Origin of the sequence: Streptomyces sp. NPDC096339, from assembly GCF_044762985.1 — a bacterium.
Lineage (GTDB): Bacteria > Actinomycetota > Actinomycetes > Streptomycetales > Streptomycetaceae > Streptomyces.
Genome location: NZ_JBIWFI010000035.1, coordinates 18,584 through 32,914 on the forward strand (window position 1 = coordinate 18,584; position 14,331 = coordinate 32,914).

General features: G+C 73.1%; 14 protein-coding genes. 3 read left to right on the plus strand and 11 right to left on the minus strand.

The genetic code is table 11. From position 1 onward, the window contains the following. Positions 1 to 15: 15 nt before the first annotated feature. The 10 genes from ACIQ5Y_RS31875 to ACIQ5Y_RS31920 form a co-directional block, all read right to left on the minus strand. Positions 16 to 879 (minus strand): 4'-phosphopantetheinyl transferase family protein, encoded by an 864-nt coding sequence (locus tag ACIQ5Y_RS31875; protein WP_403888263.1) that lies wholly within the window; start codon positions 877 to 879, stop codon positions 16 to 18. Then, the gene (locus tag ACIQ5Y_RS31880) at positions 876 to 2,648 is read right to left on the minus strand and encodes an acyl-CoA dehydrogenase (protein ID WP_403888266.1); all 1,773 of its coding nucleotides are present in this window, start codon (positions 2,646 to 2,648) and stop codon (positions 876 to 878) included. The genes ACIQ5Y_RS31875 and ACIQ5Y_RS31880 overlap by 4 nt, the downstream gene beginning before the upstream one ends. Positions 2,649 to 2,669: 21 nt before the next feature. Beyond that, positions 2,670 to 3,584 (minus strand): aromatase/cyclase, encoded by a 915-nt coding sequence (locus ACIQ5Y_RS31885; RefSeq protein ID WP_403888269.1) that lies wholly within the window; start codon positions 3,582 to 3,584, stop codon positions 2,670 to 2,672. A gap of 172 nt (positions 3,585 to 3,756) precedes the next feature. After that, positions 3,757 to 4,035 (minus strand): acyl carrier protein, encoded by a 279-nt coding sequence (locus ACIQ5Y_RS31890; RefSeq protein ID WP_403888272.1) that lies wholly within the window; start codon positions 4,033 to 4,035, stop codon positions 3,757 to 3,759. Positions 4,036 to 4,066: 31 nt separating this feature from the next. Next, the gene (locus ACIQ5Y_RS31895; protein WP_403888275.1) at positions 4,067 to 5,296 is read right to left on the minus strand and encodes a ketosynthase chain-length factor; all 1,230 of its coding nucleotides are present in this window, start codon (positions 5,294 to 5,296) and stop codon (positions 4,067 to 4,069) included. Further along, positions 5,293 to 6,573 carry a beta-ketoacyl-[acyl-carrier-protein] synthase family protein gene (locus ACIQ5Y_RS31900; protein WP_403888277.1) on the minus strand — a complete coding sequence of 427 codons (1,281 nt, stop codon included), beginning with the start codon at positions 6,571 to 6,573 and terminating at the stop codon, positions 5,293 to 5,295. The genes ACIQ5Y_RS31895 and ACIQ5Y_RS31900 overlap by 4 nt, the downstream gene beginning before the upstream one ends. A 96-nt stretch (positions 6,574 to 6,669) precedes the next feature. Then, entirely contained in the window at positions 6,670 to 7,629 is a 960-nt protein-coding gene (locus ACIQ5Y_RS31905; protein ID WP_403888280.1) for an aromatase/cyclase, read from the minus strand. Next, a complete protein-coding gene (locus tag ACIQ5Y_RS31910) occupies positions 7,629 to 8,432 on the minus strand; it encodes an SDR family NAD(P)-dependent oxidoreductase (RefSeq protein ID WP_403888283.1) in 804 nt (267 codons plus the stop codon). Before ACIQ5Y_RS31910 ends, ACIQ5Y_RS31905 begins: the two co-directional genes overlap by 1 nt. Then, positions 8,429 to 10,120 (minus strand): FAD-dependent oxidoreductase, encoded by a 1,692-nt coding sequence (locus tag ACIQ5Y_RS31915; protein WP_403888286.1) that lies wholly within the window; start codon positions 10,118 to 10,120, stop codon positions 8,429 to 8,431. Before ACIQ5Y_RS31915 ends, ACIQ5Y_RS31910 begins: the two co-directional genes overlap by 4 nt. 81 nt (positions 10,121 to 10,201) lie before the next feature. Next, positions 10,202 to 11,758 carry a class I adenylate-forming enzyme family protein gene (locus tag ACIQ5Y_RS31920; protein ID WP_403888289.1) on the minus strand — a complete coding sequence of 519 codons (1,557 nt, stop codon included), beginning with the start codon at positions 11,756 to 11,758 and terminating at the stop codon, positions 10,202 to 10,204. Between the two features lie 104 nt (positions 11,759 to 11,862). On the opposite strand from ACIQ5Y_RS31920, the gene ACIQ5Y_RS31925 reads away from it, so the two are divergent. Next, a complete protein-coding gene (locus ACIQ5Y_RS31925) occupies positions 11,863 to 12,330 on the plus strand; it encodes a nuclear transport factor 2 family protein (protein WP_403888292.1) in 468 nt (155 codons plus the stop codon). Between the two features lie 82 nt (positions 12,331 to 12,412). Here ACIQ5Y_RS31925 and ACIQ5Y_RS31930 read toward each other — a convergent pair whose 3' ends face one another. Further along, complete coding sequence (locus ACIQ5Y_RS31930) at positions 12,413 to 12,727, minus strand: hypothetical protein (protein WP_403888295.1); 315 nt, start codon at positions 12,725 to 12,727, stop codon at positions 12,413 to 12,415. A 1,024-nt stretch (positions 12,728 to 13,751) separates the two neighbouring features. On the opposite strand from ACIQ5Y_RS31930, the gene ACIQ5Y_RS31935 reads away from it, so the two are divergent. Continuing rightward, positions 13,752 to 14,117 carry a hypothetical protein gene (locus ACIQ5Y_RS31935; RefSeq protein ID WP_403888297.1) on the plus strand — a complete coding sequence of 122 codons (366 nt, stop codon included), beginning with the start codon at positions 13,752 to 13,754 and terminating at the stop codon, positions 14,115 to 14,117. Continuing rightward, complete coding sequence (locus ACIQ5Y_RS31940) at positions 14,114 to 14,281, plus strand: hypothetical protein (protein ID WP_403888480.1); 168 nt, start codon at positions 14,114 to 14,116, stop codon at positions 14,279 to 14,281. The genes ACIQ5Y_RS31935 and ACIQ5Y_RS31940 overlap by 4 nt, the downstream gene beginning before the upstream one ends. Positions 14,282 to 14,331: the final 50 nt, after the last annotated feature.

Below are 14,331 nucleotides of genomic sequence, written 5' to 3' on the forward strand. Positions count from 1 at the left end.
GGTTTGGGGGGTGTCTCAGCCGGCTTCGAGTTCGGCCTCCACGGCTTGCATGAACCCCTCGTCGAACATCGTGTCGACGGCCGTGTCGCCGGCGGGGTCCAGTCCCGCGTCGGAACAGGCCGTGCTGAGCAGGTACCGCCCCAGCACGCGGTGCGTGGCGAACCACCAGGAGGCCTCCCCCGCCGCCGGCCGGCCGTCCGGCCCGAGGAAGGCGCCGTCGGCCAGGCCGAAGCCGAACTCCGTGAATCCCAGCCTCAGTCCCTGTCCCAGGGCCTTGGTGTAGGCCTCCTTGAGGGTCCACAGCCGCAGCATCTCGGCGGCCTGCCGGTCCGGGGGCATCCGGCCGAGTTCGGCGGCCTCGGAGGGAATGCACACGCGGTCCCGCAGCAGTTCGAAGGACATCCGCCGGCCGGCCGGTTCGACGTCCACGCCGATCCGGCCGATCCGGCTGAGGCCCACGGCGATGAGGTCCTCGGTGTGGCTGAGGCTGAGGTCGATCTGGCTCATGCCGCGGATGTACGGGCGTCCGCCGATCCGGTACGAGAGGTCGAGCGCGGCCGGCTCGGTGCGCAGCGCGGCGGCCGCCGTGTACTTGACGACCATGCGCGAGGTGACGAAGCGGTAGCGGACCGCCGCGTCGGGGGTGCGCCGGTAGCGTTGCCAGTCCCGGCCGAGCAGCGGGCGCAGCGAGGTGTCGGCGAGCGCCGCGGTCAGCCACTCCCCCCAGGTCGCGTACACGACGACGCTGCCGCGCGACTCCAGCCCGGCGGAGACCTCTTCCCAGGGGCCGGCGGGGCCGGTGACGTGGAGGGGCGGCGCCGCCGCCAGGTTGACCGGTGCCGGATCGGTGGGTGCCCGATCGATGGGTACGGGGTTCATCGGATGAGCTCCGTCCCGTCCAGGTCGTAGCTGCGGCCCGCGAGGTGGCGGCGGATGAGCTCGTCGAGGACCTGGGCGAGGCAGCCCTCGGGCAGGTCGGGCACGGCGATGCCGAGGCGGCTGCCGATCCGGGTGAGGGCGAGCACGGCCCAGGCCGGGTCGGCGAGGAAGGCGTCCGAGCCGTCCTGCGCCTCCCAGATGCCGAGGACCGAGGCGGCAGCGAGGACCAGCGCGTACCGGTCGGCGAGCACCGCCACTCCGGGGCCGGCCAGGGTGGCCCGGCCCTCGGGCAGGGCCGCGCACCGGGTGCGCAGTTCGCGCAGCTCGCCCACGAAGCCGTCGGCGAGCTCGGCGAGGGCGGCCATCTGGCCGCCGAACGACAGGGCCCCGCCGAGCCGGTCGGCGGCGCCGACGAGGGTCGCCGCGAGGAAGTCGTCGCCCCCGGCGATGCCGAGCTGCCGGTAGTCCAGGGCGGGCAGTTGCGCGCCGCCACCGAAGAGGCCGGGGGGCGGCTCGGGCATGCGGAACCAGGAGCGTTCGGCGAGGCGGCGCAGCTGGGGCACGATGACGGCCTGGCAGGCGGCGGTCCCGGCGTGGCCGAGGCCTGCCACCGGGAGGTCGCGGACCAGCTTGTCGAGGGCCCCGTACTGGGCGTCGCCGCGCACGTAGCCGTGGCCGCCGAGTACGCCGGCCAGTTCCTCCAGGTCCTCGCGGATCATGTCGGGTACGACGTACTTGACGGCCGCGGCCAGTACGTTGACGTGCTCGGGCAGCAGGCTGAGGGCGCGCAGCGAGACGGTGGCCATGCTGTCGGCGGCCAGCAGGTCGGCGAACACCCCGGCGAGCGGTTTGTGCCAGCGCCGGGCCAGGGGGGCGGTGCGGCCCTCGGTGACGGCCCGTACGGCGGAGTGCAGGACGGTGTCGGCCGCGGCGACGGCCAGGGAGGGGATCAGGCAGCGGTTGACCTGGAAGGTGCGCAGGGCCAGGGCCACGCCCTGGCCCTCGGCTCCGACCAGGGCGTGCCCGGGCAGCGGGAAGTCCTCGAAGCGCAGCCCGGAGAAGAGGCCTCCGCGCATGCCGTTCATGGGGACGCGCGACAGATGCGTGAGCCGGCCGGCCGTGCGGGCGCCCGCGATGGCGTCCGTGCCGAGCAGGAAGACGGAGTGGCTGCGCGGGCCGCGGGCCGGGGCGGTGCGCGCGTAGACCACGTACGCCCCGGAGCGGGCCGCGTTGAGGATGACCTCCTTGCTGCCGTCGAGCCGGTAGCCGCCCGCGGGCACCGGCTCGGCGGTGAACTCGTCGCGCAGGATGCCGTTGGCGTGGGCGAGCTCGTGGTGCACGATCGACGCCCGGCCCCCGCCCAGCAGCACCGCCGCGAGTTCCGCGCGCTGCTCCGGGCCGCCCTCGGCCCATACGGGGGCGGCGGCGAACAGCGAGGTGATTCCGTACCCGAAGCCGAGGGCCACGTCGCGCCGGAACACGGGGCGCAGCACCTGCGCGAGCAGGTCGGCTCGGGTGAGCCGGCCGCCCTCCCCGGCGGGCACGAACTCGGCCCCGAGCCGTGCCCCGGCGAGCAGTTCCTCGGTGGCGGCCGGGGGCGTGCGGCGGGCGTCGGCTTCGGCGAGGGCCGCGATCCCGTGCGGGTTGGCCGGGTCGTGCGGGTCGCCGAGCAGCGTTTCGAGGCGGGCGGCGCGGGCGGCCGCCTCGGGGGCGCCGAGCTGCGCCACGGCGGTGACGGGCGGGCCGGCGGGGGCCAGGGAGGTCGTCATGTGCGGAGCTCAACTCCCCGGTCAGAGGCTGCGGACAGCGGATTCCGCGTGCTGTGCGGCGACGGCCAGCGTGGCCGTGCTGTCGCGGCCGAGCGCCTGACGGACGTACGCACGGGCTTCGGCGAGGTCCGCTCCCGGACCGAAGACCGTTTCGACGGCCTCCTCGCGCAGCAGGACGCTGTGCCGGGAGACGGCGGTGACTCCGGTCTCGTCGGGGAACAGCGCCCACTCGCCGGTGTGCGCGGCGAACAGCGGGGTGGCCGGGGTCTCCTTCCAGACGAGCCGATAGGCGGCCGGGAAGCAGATCCGCACGGATTCGGTGGTCTGCCGGACGCCGTCGGCGCCGAGGGTGTCCGTGCTGAGGTGCTGGATGCCGGGGGCGTCCTCGGTGACCTCGGCGCGGGTGACGTGGGACAGGTGGGCGGGCCAGGCGTCGGCCCGGTACAGGAAGTCGTAGACGAGCTCCGGCGGTGCCTGGACCTTGATCTCGTCCTCGAAGGTGAGGACCAGGTCGTCGAGGCGCTCCCAGCGCTCGGCGGCCTCCTTGATCCGGTCGAGTTCGGCGCGGCTGTTGGTGTCGGTGGCGAGTCCCACCCAGGCGGCGTCGTCGGGTCGTCCCTCCGCCACGGTGAAGTCGTGGTCGAGGGTGAGCCGGGACCGGCCGGCGCCGAGGTCCTCCACGGTCCAGCGGCCGCCCAGGCTCAGCGCGGGCGCGGCGGGGGTCTCCTGGCGGAACTCGACGCGGCGGCCCACGGGGTCCATGGCCCGGCGGGAGAACCACGACTTGACCTCGCCGTTGGCGGTGACCCACATCTGGAACCGGTCCTCGGTCCCGTCGAAGTCGAGCCGCTCCACGTGCACGCTCGGAGGCATGAGCAGGGGCCACTGGGTGGTGTCGGCGATCAGGCCGTACACCACGCCGGCGGGTGCGTCCATGTCCACCGTGTAAGCCCTGTGATGTGTCCGCTCGAGTGACATCGGTCCACCTCTCTCGCCCTAGGGTCACGAATGTGCCGGAGCGCGCCGGAAGGTGGCTGGAAGGCCGCTTGAGGACCGTTCGGGGAGGGGTCGACGGCCGGCCCGGGCCCGCCCGCCGGTCCGGGGGCGGTCAGACTGCGGCCCGCGAGGCGGCCAGCGCCCGGTTGACCATGTCGAGGTAGCGGCGCGGGGTGTACGCCTCGTCGAGCTCCTCCTCGTCGAGTACGACGGCGTGGTCGCGCTCCACCCGGCCGGTGGTCTCCAGCATGGCGAGGGAGTCGTAGCCGAGGTCCCCGAACGCCCTGTCGAGGATGTCCCCGTCGAGGTCGGCCCCTTCGGCCTCGCCCGCGCATTCGCGCAGCAGCCTGACCAGGTCCGCCAGTTCGAACCGCTCCTGTCCCTGTCCCATGGAACTGCCTCTCTTCCGTGTGTGTGTCGTGTCAGGCGGCGCGGACGACGGCCGCCGCGTTGAAGCCGCCCCGGCCCCGGGCCAGTACCAGCGCGGTGCGCAGGGCACGCCCGGTGCGCGGGGTGCCGGTGACCAGGTCCACGGGGCAGTCGGCGGCGGGCCGCACGGTGCCGGTGGTCGGCGGGATCACCTGGTCGCGCAGGGCGAGCAGGGCCGCGGCGAGGTCGAGGGCGGCGCCGCCCGAGGAGAGCCGTCCGGCCATGCTCTTGGGCGCGGTGACGGGCACCGCGTACGGGCCGAAGACGGCGGCGATGGCCTCGGCCTCGGCCCGGTCGGCCTCCCGTTCGCCCGCGGCGTCCGCGAAGACCAGGTCGACGTCGGCCGGTCCGAGCCCGGCGTCGGCGAGCGCGAGGCGTGCGGCGTCCGCGAGGCGCGGCTCCCGCGGGGAGGCGTCGAAGGTGGCGGCGTGGCCGGCCAGGCTGCCGTAGACGCGGGCACCGCGGGCGGCCGCGCTGCGGGCCTCTTCCATGACGAGCAGCGCCCCGCCCTCGCCGACCACGTGGCCGGAGGCGTCCTCGTCGAAGGGCAGGTAGGCCCGGGCGGGGTCGGCGACGGTGCTCATGGAGCCGCCCGCGAGGTGTGCGGCCCAACCCCAGGGGCACAGGGCGGAGTCGAGGCCGCCGGTCACCACGAGCCGGGCGCCCTTGCGGAGCTGGCGGCGGGCGTGCGCGACCGCGTCGAGGCCGCCGGCCTGTTCGGAGACGACGACGCCTGAGGCGCCGCGCAGCCCGTGCTTGATGGAGATCTGGCCGCTGTTGACGGCGTAGAACCAGGCGAAGGACTGGTACGCGCTGACGTGCTGCGGGCCCTGGCTCCACAGGGCCTGGAGTTCGCGGTGGCCGAACTCGAAGCCTCCGCAGGAGTTCGCGGTGACCACGCCCGCCTCGTACGGGGGCAGGGCCGCGATCTCGGCGCCGGAGTCGTCGATGGCCTCCTGGGCGGCGGCCAGCGACAGCCGGGTCACCCGGTCGGTCTGCGGCAGGAGCCGGCTGGAGACGTGGTCCTCGTCGACGAAGCCGGGCACCTCCCCGGCGATGCGGACCGGGTACGGGGAGGCGTCGAAGCGGGTGACGGGGCCGATGCCGCTCTCGCCGCGCAGGACGGCGGCCCACCAGGCCTCGGTGCCCAGCCCGCCGGGGGCGGCGACTCCGATCCCGGTGAAGACGGCGGTGGTCGCGGGCGCTGCGAGGACGGCGTTCATACGGCTGCCTTCAGGCTGGGGCGGGTCAGGATCATGGCGCTCTGGAAGCCGCCGAAGCCGCTGCCGACGGTCAGGACGGTGTCGGTGCGCTGTTCGCGGGCGGTGAGCGGGGTGTAGTCGAGGTCGCAGGCCGGGTCGGGCTCGTGCAGGTTCGCGGTCGGCGGGACGACGCCGTGCTCGATGGTGAGGGCGCAGGCGGCCACTTCCAGGGCGCCGACCGCGCCGAGGGAGTGCCCGATCATCGACTTGATCGAGCTGACGGGCACCTGGTGGGCGCGTTCGCCGAGGGCGCGCTTGAAGGCGTCGGTCTCGTGCCGGTCGTTCTGCTTGGTGCCGGAGCCGTGGGCGTTGACGTAGTCCACGGCGCCCGGGTCCAGCCGTGCCTCGTCGAGCGCGAGGCGGATCGCCTCGGCCATCTCCGTGCCCTCGGGGCGCAGTCCGGTCATGTGGTAGGCGTTGCTGCGGGAGGCGAACCCGGCGATTTCGGCGTAGACGTGCGCGCCGCGCCGCCGCGCGTGTTCCAGTTCCTCGATGACGAGGACGGCCGCGCCCTCGCCCAGCACGAACCCGTTGCGGGTGCGGTCGAAGGGGCGCGAGGCGCCGGCCGGGTCGTCGTTGCGGGGTGTCGTCGCCTTGATCGCGTCGAAGCAGGCCAGGCTGATGGGCGAGATCGGCGCCTCGGCGGCCCCGGTGACCATCACGTCGGCGCTGCCCTCGCGGACCAGGTCGACGGCGTGCCCGATGGCGTCCAGTCCGGAGGTGCAGCCGGTGGACACGAGGGACACCGGCCCCTGGGCCCCGGCGGCGCGGGCGACCTCGGCCGCCATCGAGGAGGGCACGAAGTAGTCGTAGAGCTGCTCGGCGGCCCGGCCGTGGTCCACCAGCCACCGTCCGCCCCGGTCGCTGACGGCGGCGTACTCGCGTTCCAGGCCGGTGGTGCAGCCGAGCGCGCTGCCCATGGTCACCCCGCACCGGGTGGGGTCGGGCGACCCCGCCGGCCCGCTGTTCGCGAGCCCGCTGTCCGCCAGCGCCTCGCGGGCGCTGACGAGGGCGAACTGCGCCGCCCTGTCGAGCCGATGGACATCCGACGGTCCGAAGCCGTGCTCCAGCGGGTCGAAGTCTGCCTCGGCGGCGACCTGTGAGCGGTAGGGGGCGGGGTCGAGGAGCGTGATGGTGCGGGTGGCGGTGCGCCCGGAGGTCAGCAGGGACCAGAACTCCTTGGTACCGGGCTTGCCCGGGGCGACGACCCCGATGCCGGTGATGACCACGCGTCTCATCGCTGCCCCCCGCGAGTTGGTTGCCCGTACCGGTCTTCGAGCGTCGACGACCGCACTGGAGGACGGCTGGAGCGGCCGCCGCCCTCCGGCAACGAACTACTGGAGGCTCTCGGCGTACCGCTTGGCGTAGGTGAGCGTGGCGGTGCTGTTGCGGCCCAGTGCCGTACGGACGTACGCGCGCGCCGAGCGCAGATCGGCGTCCTCCCCGAGTACGGCGGTGATGTTGTCCTCGCGCAGGACCACGCTGTGCCGGGCGGTGGCGACGGTGCCGTGGGCGTCGCCGGTGACGGTCCAGGAGCCGGTGTGTGCCTCCATCAGGGCGGGGGTGCGGGTCTGCTTGTAGACGATGCGGCCGGCCTCGGGGAAGCAGACGCGTACCGAGTCGGTGGTGTGCGCCGAGCCGTCGGCGGTCAGCGTGTCCATCGACATCACCTGCACCGGGCCCTCCTGCGTCACGTCGAGCCGGGAGACGTGCGGGAGCAGCTCCGGCCACTCCTCGACCTTCTCCAGGAAGGCGTGGACGGCCGCGGGCGGGGCCGCCACGTGGACGGTGTCCTCGAAGGACATCACGAGGGCGTCGAGCCGTCCCCAGCGCTCCCCGAGCCGGGCGATGTTGCCCAGTTCGGCGCGGCTGTTGGTGTCGGTGGCCCGGTTCACCCAGGCCACGTCCTCGGCCCGGTCGCCCGCCACGGAGAACTCGTGCAGCAGGGTCAGCCGGGAGCGTTCGGCGCCGAGCGCCTCCACGGCCCAGGTGCCGGTCATCGCCGACAGCGGGGCGGCGGGCACCTCCTGGCGGAACTCGATCCGGCGGGCGGCCGCGTCGAGCGTGCGGCGGGAGGTCCACGAGGTGGTCCGGCCGTTGGCGGTGGCCCAGATCGCGAGGTGCTCGTGCACCCCGTCGAAGGCCAGCCGCTCCACGTGGACGTTGGGCGGGAAGTACAGCGGCCACTTGGCGGCGTCCGCGATCAGGCCGTAGACCACGCCCGCGGGGGCGGCGACCTCGATCGCGTGCGAGGTGCGGTGGAGGCGCCCGGCCTCGGGGAGGGAGGTGGTCATCAGAAGTTCCCCAGCCCGCCGCAGACGTTGAGCGCCTGGGCCGTGATCGATGCCGCGAGCGGCGTGGTCAGGTAGCCGACGAGGGCGGCGACCTCCTCGGGGGTCGAGTAGCGGCCCAGCGGGATCTTCGCCTCGAACTCCTCCATGACCTCCTCCTCGGTCTTGTTCCAGACGCCCGCGTACCCGGCGCGCACCCGGGCGGCCATCGGCGTCTCGACGTATCCCGGGCAGACCGCGTTGACGGTGGTGCCGGTGGCCGCGATCTCCTTGCCGAGGGACTTGGTGAAGCCGACGACGGCGTGCTTGGAGGCCGTGTAGGGGGCGCCGAGCACCACGCCCTGCTTGCCCGCGGTGGAGGCGATGTTGATGATCCGGCCGTAGGGGCCGGTGCCGAGCCCGCCGCTGCGCAGCGCCTCCCGGGTCACCAGGAACACGCTGTTGAGGTTGGTGTCGATGATGTCGTACCAGAGCTCGTCGGCGAGTTCGGCGGTGCGGCCGCCGCCGCTGCGCCCGGCGTTGTTGACCAGGACGGCGACGGGGCCGAAGGTCTCGACGGTCGCGGCGACCAGCCGGACGACGTCCTCCTTGACGCGGACGTCGGCCGCCGTGCCCTCGACCTCCAGGCCTTCGGCCCGCAGGTCCTCGACGGTCTGCTTGACGGCCGTGGCGTCGCGGGCGCAGAGGAACACCCGGTGGCCGCGCCGGCCCAGGTCCCGGGCCACGGCCAGGCCGATCCCGCTGGTCGCGCCGGTGACCAGGGCCACGGGGTGGGCGGGCACCGCGTCGTCAGTCGTCGCCGTCATCGTCGTCCCTCCAGGACTCGGGTGGTTGTCCTGACCGTGTCCCGGGCCGCTGGGGACGCGTTCGAGGTGTGGTGGAGGAGCGCTGGACCGAGTACGGCCAGCGCGTCCTCCAGCCGCCGGGCGGTGAGGCTGCGGCCGCCGGCCGCGAGGTAGCCGTCGGGGCGGATCAGCACCCAGCCGCCGGAGGCCAGGCCCAGTGCGTCGCGCAGCCTGCCGTCCGGGTCGGGCAGCGGCCAGGGCGCACTGCCCTCGGGGGCGCCGACGGCCCGGACCGAGAGCCAGTCCCGTGCGGTGGCGTCGGCGCCCTCGGCGGCGGCGCTCGCCTCGTCGCCGTCGGGCGCGTACAGCAGGGTCCAGCGGATGTCGCGGAGTTCGGCGTGCAGTGCGGTGGCGGCGGGGCCCGCGGGGAGGGCGGCCGCGACGGCGGCGGCGCGCGATCCGGCGGGCAGCCGCAGCCCGTCGTCGCCGGCTCCGTTCAGCGAGGAGTCGGGGTAGCCGAGGAGCAGCCCGGACATCCCGCCGAGCACCTTGCGCTGGATCTTGCGGCGCAGCGGCGGCGCGCCGCGTACGACGGAGAAGACGGCCGGGAGCATCACCCCGGCCAGGTTGTTCTTGAGCTGGACGAGGAAGGTCGCCTGCTTGGTGGAGCCGAGGAGCCTGCGCCCGACGGGGACGCGTTCCTCCGAGTACGTGTCGAGCAGGGCCCGCCCCGCCCGGCCGTGCGCGGTCATGGCGAGCTTCCAGGCGAGGTTGTAGGCCTCCTGGATGCCGGTGTTCATGCCCTGTCCGGATGCGGGGCTGTGGACGTGCGCCGCGTCGCCGGCGACGAAGACGCGGCCTTCGTGCATCCGGGGGACCATGCGCTGCTGGAAGGTGAAGACGGAGGTCCACTCGGGCCGGCCGACGCGCACCTCGCGGCCGAGGCCCGCGCTGAGCCGGGCGGAGAAGCGTTCGGCGCTCTTGAGGTCGTGGGCGGCGCCGGTGGTGCCGGCGCGGGCGGTGGGCGCGGTGTCGAGCAGCCGCCAGTGGCCGTCGCGCAGGTAGGGCACCATCATCAGGGCCTGGCCGCCGGTGTGCACCCAGTAGATGGTGTCGGGCGGCAGGTCGAAGTCGACCTGTGCGTCGGCCAGTTCCCAGGTCTCGCTGGATTCGCCGATCAGCTCCAGCCCGATCTCCTTGCGCACGGTGCTGTGGCCGCCGTCGCAGCCGACGAGCCAGCCGGACGCGTACTCCTCCGTCCGGCCGTCCGCGTGCTCCAGGCGGGCCCGCACCCCGTGTTCGTCCTGGCGCAGGCCGGTCAGCCGCACCCCCCATTCGGGGGTGACGCCGAGCCGTCCGCAGGCCTCGCGCAGCAGTTCCTCGGTGCGGGTCTGCTCGATGACGACGGTGAACGGGAAGCGGGTGGGCATCGAGGAGTAGTCGGCTTCGAGCCGCACCAGGCGCCGCCCGCCGGCGTACATGGTGAAGGCCTTGTTGTGGCGGCCGCTGTCGAGCACCGGGCCGACCACGCCCATCTGGTCGAAGGTCTCCAGGGTGCGCGGGTGGACGGCTACCGCCCGGCTGGTCGCGGCCGGGCCGGGCGCCGCGTCGACGAGCCGTACGCGGATGCCCCGGCGGGCCAGTTCGTGGGCGGCGGTCAGGCCGACGGGCCCCGCTCCCACGACGAGCACCGAGGTCTGGTCGGACATCACCATGGTGGTCCCTCTCTCTCGGGGCGGTGCATGCGGCTCGAACAGCGGTACGTCTCACACAGCGGCTCAGACAGCGGCTCAGACAGCGGCTTCGATGGCGGCCCGGCTGTGCAGGGCCTGGCGCAGCCGGCGCCGTTCCGGCTTGCCGACGGGGGTGCGGGGCACGGCGTCGACGACCTCGACGCGGCGGATCCGCTCGAAGCGGGCCAGGCGCCGGTTGGCGTCGTCGACGATCGAGTCGAGGGTGTCGAGGAGGCGTGGTGCGTACGGTTCGCGCAGCACGATCCCGGCCCAGGTGACGGCGCCGTGCACCGGGTCCGGCCAGCCCGTGACCACGCAGTCGGCCACCCGCGGGTCCTCGGCGAGGACGCTCTCGACGGCGGTGGGCGAGACGAGTTCGTTGTCGTACTTGAAGACGTCCCCGATCCGGTCGACGAGGAACAGTTCGCCGTGCTCGTCGACGTATCCGATGTCCCCGGTGGACAGCCAGCCGTCGGCGTCGACCCCGGAGTCCTCGGCGGGGTCCAGGTATCCGGCCATCAGCTGGGGCCCGCGCACCTGTACCTCGCCGGTGGCGCCGGAGCCCAGCGGCCGGCGGCCCTCCAGGTCCACGACGCGGCATTCGGTGCCGGGCACGGCCCGGCCGACGGAGCCGGCCGGGCCGCCGTCGGGGCTCTGGCAGTGCGAGAGCGGCGACAGTTCGGCCATCCCGTAGCCCTGGACCACGGGTACGCCGAGCCGGGCCGAGAGCGCGGCGGCCGTGGCGGGCGCGAGCGCGGTGCCCCCGGAGAGGACCGCCGTCAGAGCGGGCCCGGCGGGCACCCCCTCGGCCCACGGACCGGCCTGCACGAGCTGCCCGGCGAGCCGGTGCAGGCGGGCGGGCAGCCCGTAGTAGTGGGTGGCTCCGGTGCGGGCGGCCAGTGCGAGGGAGGCCAGCGGGTCAGGGCTGGTGCACAGCACCTGGGTGGCGCCCGCGAACACGGCCGAGTTCAGGTGCATGGTGTGGAAGAGCGGCAGGTGGTTGAGGGTGACCGAGCCCCTGTCCAGCCGGTGCGCGGCCGCGGTCTGCGCGGCGTTCGCCACCAGGTTGCGGTGGCTGAGCCGGACGCCGCGGGGCCGTCCCGTCGTACCGGTGGTGAATTGGACGCAGGCGTCCGCGTCGAGGTCGACCACCGGGAACGGGACCACGGACAGCCCTCCGGGAAGCGCATCTCCCTCCGGCCCGACCACCACCACCGCGCGCAGCGCCGGCAGCCGTTCGCGCAAGCCTCGGAGCAGCGCGGCGGTCGCGGCGGGCACGAAGGCGACCTCGACGGCGGCGGCCGAGAAGACGTGCAGCAGCCCCGCCTCCTTGATGAGCGGGTTGACCAGCACGGCCGTGCCGCCGCTGCGCACGGCCCCGTAGTAGGCGGCGGGAAACTCCGGCCCCAGCGTGTTGGCCACCCCGATCCGGGCGCCCGGCCTGCCGGTCAGGTACGCGGCGCACGCGGCGAACCGGTCGGCGAGGGCGTCGAGTTCGGCGAAGGTGAGCCGGTCCGGACCGATCCTCAGCGCGCACCCGTCGGGATCCCGCTCGGCGGCGCGGCGCAGCAGCCCGTCGAGGGTGAGCTGCGGGTACGTGATGGAACTCGGCACGGCACGGCCTCCTCGTCCTCCTCATCGGACGTGCCCCACCCTGTGCCGAGACGCTTGAGAAGGATTCGAAGCGGCCTCGATGTCGGGTACAGAGGCTGTCTCGCATGACCCCGACCACGACGATCGACGCGATGGACCGGTCCGCGCGGGAACAGGTGGAGTTCGGCGTCCTCTATGCCGAGATCCAGCAGTTCTACGCGCACCAGATGCAGCTCTTCGATGCGTTCCGGGCCGAGCCGTGGGCCGCGACGTTCACCGAGGAGGCCGTCTTCGACGTCCCGACCCTGCCGGAGCCGGTGCGCGGGCGGGTCGCGCTGGCGGCCTGCGTGCGCCACAACGAGGAAGTGGCGCGGCGCACCGGTGAGCGGCTGCGGCACTGGCTCGGCATGCTCGACGTACAGCCGCGCCCCGACGGCACGATCCGCACGCGCGCCTACGCGCTGGTGTACATGACCCCGCCGGACGGCGTCCCGAAGGTGCACCGGGTGTGCGTCATGGAGGACACCCTCGTCCGCTCCCGGGGCCGCTGGCGCACGGCGCACCGCCTGGTCTCCCGCGACGACCTGCCGTAGCCGGGGCTCAAGGACGACGAAGCCGGGCCGCCTTGCGCCGACCCGGCTTCGCTCCGTTGCGCGGCACGGCACCGCCCCTGCGTCAGCCGGTCGCTCGCCGCAGGGGAACGACCACGCGTCGGCCGGTTGCCTTGGCTCCCAGGCGGAAGAACTTCACCTGGCCCTGCTTGTGGGTGAATTCGATCCACCCCTCTGCCTCCAGCTCGCGCCGGCTCCGAGAGAAGTGCGAGGCCGGAACGCCGACGATCTCAGCCAGCTCGGCGGCCGTCCTTTCCACGGAGTGGTCCATCCCGCCGAAGATCGCATACGTCATCAGCACGTTCTGCTTGAGGTGTGACAGGCCGCTTATCCGCAGACGCAGAGCTTCGAGCTCGGGGTACGGGCTTTGGCGTGACATGGCGTTCGTCCTTCGGTGCGGTGTCCGGTCTTCCCGGGAGAGTGGGCAGGTGGTAAGCGGCAGCAACCTCCGATTGCTCTTCGCCCGTGAGGCTGGACACGATGTGGGGACTGGCCCGGTATCTGATCGTGCGACCCACGGTCTCGGCGACGAGGAAGATCTTGTTCTCCGCGAGCTTCTTCGCGATCCTCCTCGTTCCCTGCGGCGTCAGCCCAAGGTACGCGGCGGTCTCGATCGCAGTGGCCCCGCCTTGCTCGTAGGTCTGGATCGCGCAGTAGAAGAACACTCGCAAGTCGTCACCGGTCAGACCGGAGTCCTTGCTCAGCATGGCCATGACCCGGGCAAAGGAGAACTGCCCAAACCTGCCGCCGAGGCTGTACGAGCGGCGCGAAGAATCGTCTTCCCACAGCTCGTGCAGTTCACCGGTCTGCCTGTTGACCAGCTCCCTGCGGCTACTGCGCGGATTCCTTGACAACTTTGGACCCCCCGAGCCGTGCGATGCGAACCCTTCGAACATTACCGCAGGCGTCATGTCGTCAGTGGTAACTGAACGAACCTCACGGTTCCTTCTCTTACCGCTGACGACATGACCACACACGCCAGGTATTGGCATCCTAGGATGCCAATATTGGCATCTGGCGATGCCAATACTCCTTCGATTTCAGCAGGTCAGGGCGCTGCGGGGGCTGCGCCCTCTATGTGCGTCATCAGGAACAGTGCAACTGCGGGCCGCCTCGTCCCCGGGTTCCAGCCCTGCCCGGCAATCACCGGTGCCCACCGCGTCGGCGCGGGAGGGCGAACAACCAAGTAGCGTGGCTGGTACCGGGGCTGGCTGATGCCCACATTGCTGCCGGGTCCCGCATGGCGGGCATCGTCGGGGCTGACTTTCTGTGGCTGGTGCTCACAACGGCTGACGGGGGCCAGGCACGCGGCTTCGGCACGACACCCGGTATAGCCACCGGTGCGGTGCGGTGTGGCGCGTCTGCGGTACCAGGGACGGGCGGGACACCGAATAATCGGATTCATGGCCACGCTCTCCCCCACCAGTCCCCGCTCGTCGGCGGCCGAGGTGCTGAGTGCCCGGTACGCGAGCAGACTCCCCGCCTCCCTCGACGACCTCGCGGGACCCGGGCACGGACCGGTCGAGCTGCCGCTGCACGTCGCCTGGTCCGGGCTGCGCACCTATGACCTGGACCGGCCGCGTCTGCGCATGGGCATGTACCGCACGGTCCTGGCCGAGGGGCAGCACGAAGACCTCGTGCGGCTCCTCAACCGTGACCTCCTCCTCGCCCAGTGGCCCGTCCTGCGCAAGCTGGTCAGCCGACATGTACGCACGGTCTGGGAGAACGCCTTCCCCGAACTGACTTCGGCTGGGTCCGCGGCCGCGTGAAGCTCACCGACCTGCACCGCCGACTATTGGCAGCGGTGATCGACATCGGCGCGCCCTATCCCCTGGTGATCACCGGCGGGTACGCCGTCCAGGCCCACGGCCTGGTCGATCGCCTCAGCCAGGACCTCGACCAACGCTTGTACGGCGACGACCACGAGGGCTGAATCACCCCGCTCGTCCCCGTTGCTCCGCACCGATGAGCCCCAAGCCAGGG

Excerpts from the sequence above, each read along its gene's own strand:
- ACIQ5Y_RS31875 (WP_403888263.1), bottom strand. The coding sequence starts at position 879 with ATGAACCCCGTACCCATCGATCGGGCACCCACCGATCCGGCACCGGTC.
- ACIQ5Y_RS31880 (WP_403888266.1), bottom strand. The coding sequence starts at position 2,648 with ATGACGACCTCCCTGGCCCCCGCCGGCCCGCCCGTCACCGCCGTGGCG.
- ACIQ5Y_RS31885 (WP_403888269.1), bottom strand. The coding sequence starts at position 3,584 with ATGGACGCACCCGCCGGCGTGGTGTACGGCCTGATCGCCGACACCACC.
- ACIQ5Y_RS31890 (WP_403888272.1), bottom strand. The coding sequence starts at position 4,035 with ATGGGACAGGGACAGGAGCGGTTCGAACTGGCGGACCTGGTCAGGCTG.
- ACIQ5Y_RS31895 (WP_403888275.1), bottom strand. The coding sequence starts at position 5,296 with ATGAACGCCGTCCTCGCAGCGCCCGCGACCACCGCCGTCTTCACCGGG.
- ACIQ5Y_RS31900 (WP_403888277.1), bottom strand. The coding sequence starts at position 6,573 with ATGAGACGCGTGGTCATCACCGGCATCGGGGTCGTCGCCCCGGGCAAG.
- ACIQ5Y_RS31905 (WP_403888280.1), bottom strand. The coding sequence starts at position 7,629 with ATGACCACCTCCCTCCCCGAGGCCGGGCGCCTCCACCGCACCTCGCAC.
- ACIQ5Y_RS31910 (WP_403888283.1), bottom strand. The coding sequence starts at position 8,432 with ATGACGGCGACGACTGACGACGCGGTGCCCGCCCACCCCGTGGCCCTG.
- ACIQ5Y_RS31915 (WP_403888286.1), bottom strand. The coding sequence starts at position 10,120 with ATGTCCGACCAGACCTCGGTGCTCGTCGTGGGAGCGGGGCCCGTCGGC.
- ACIQ5Y_RS31925 (WP_403888292.1), top strand. The coding sequence starts at position 11,863 with ATGACCCCGACCACGACGATCGACGCGATGGACCGGTCCGCGCGGGAA.
- ACIQ5Y_RS31930 (WP_403888295.1), bottom strand. The coding sequence starts at position 12,727 with ATGTCACGCCAAAGCCCGTACCCCGAGCTCGAAGCTCTGCGTCTGCGG.
- ACIQ5Y_RS31935 (WP_403888297.1), top strand. The coding sequence starts at position 13,752 with ATGGCCACGCTCTCCCCCACCAGTCCCCGCTCGTCGGCGGCCGAGGTG.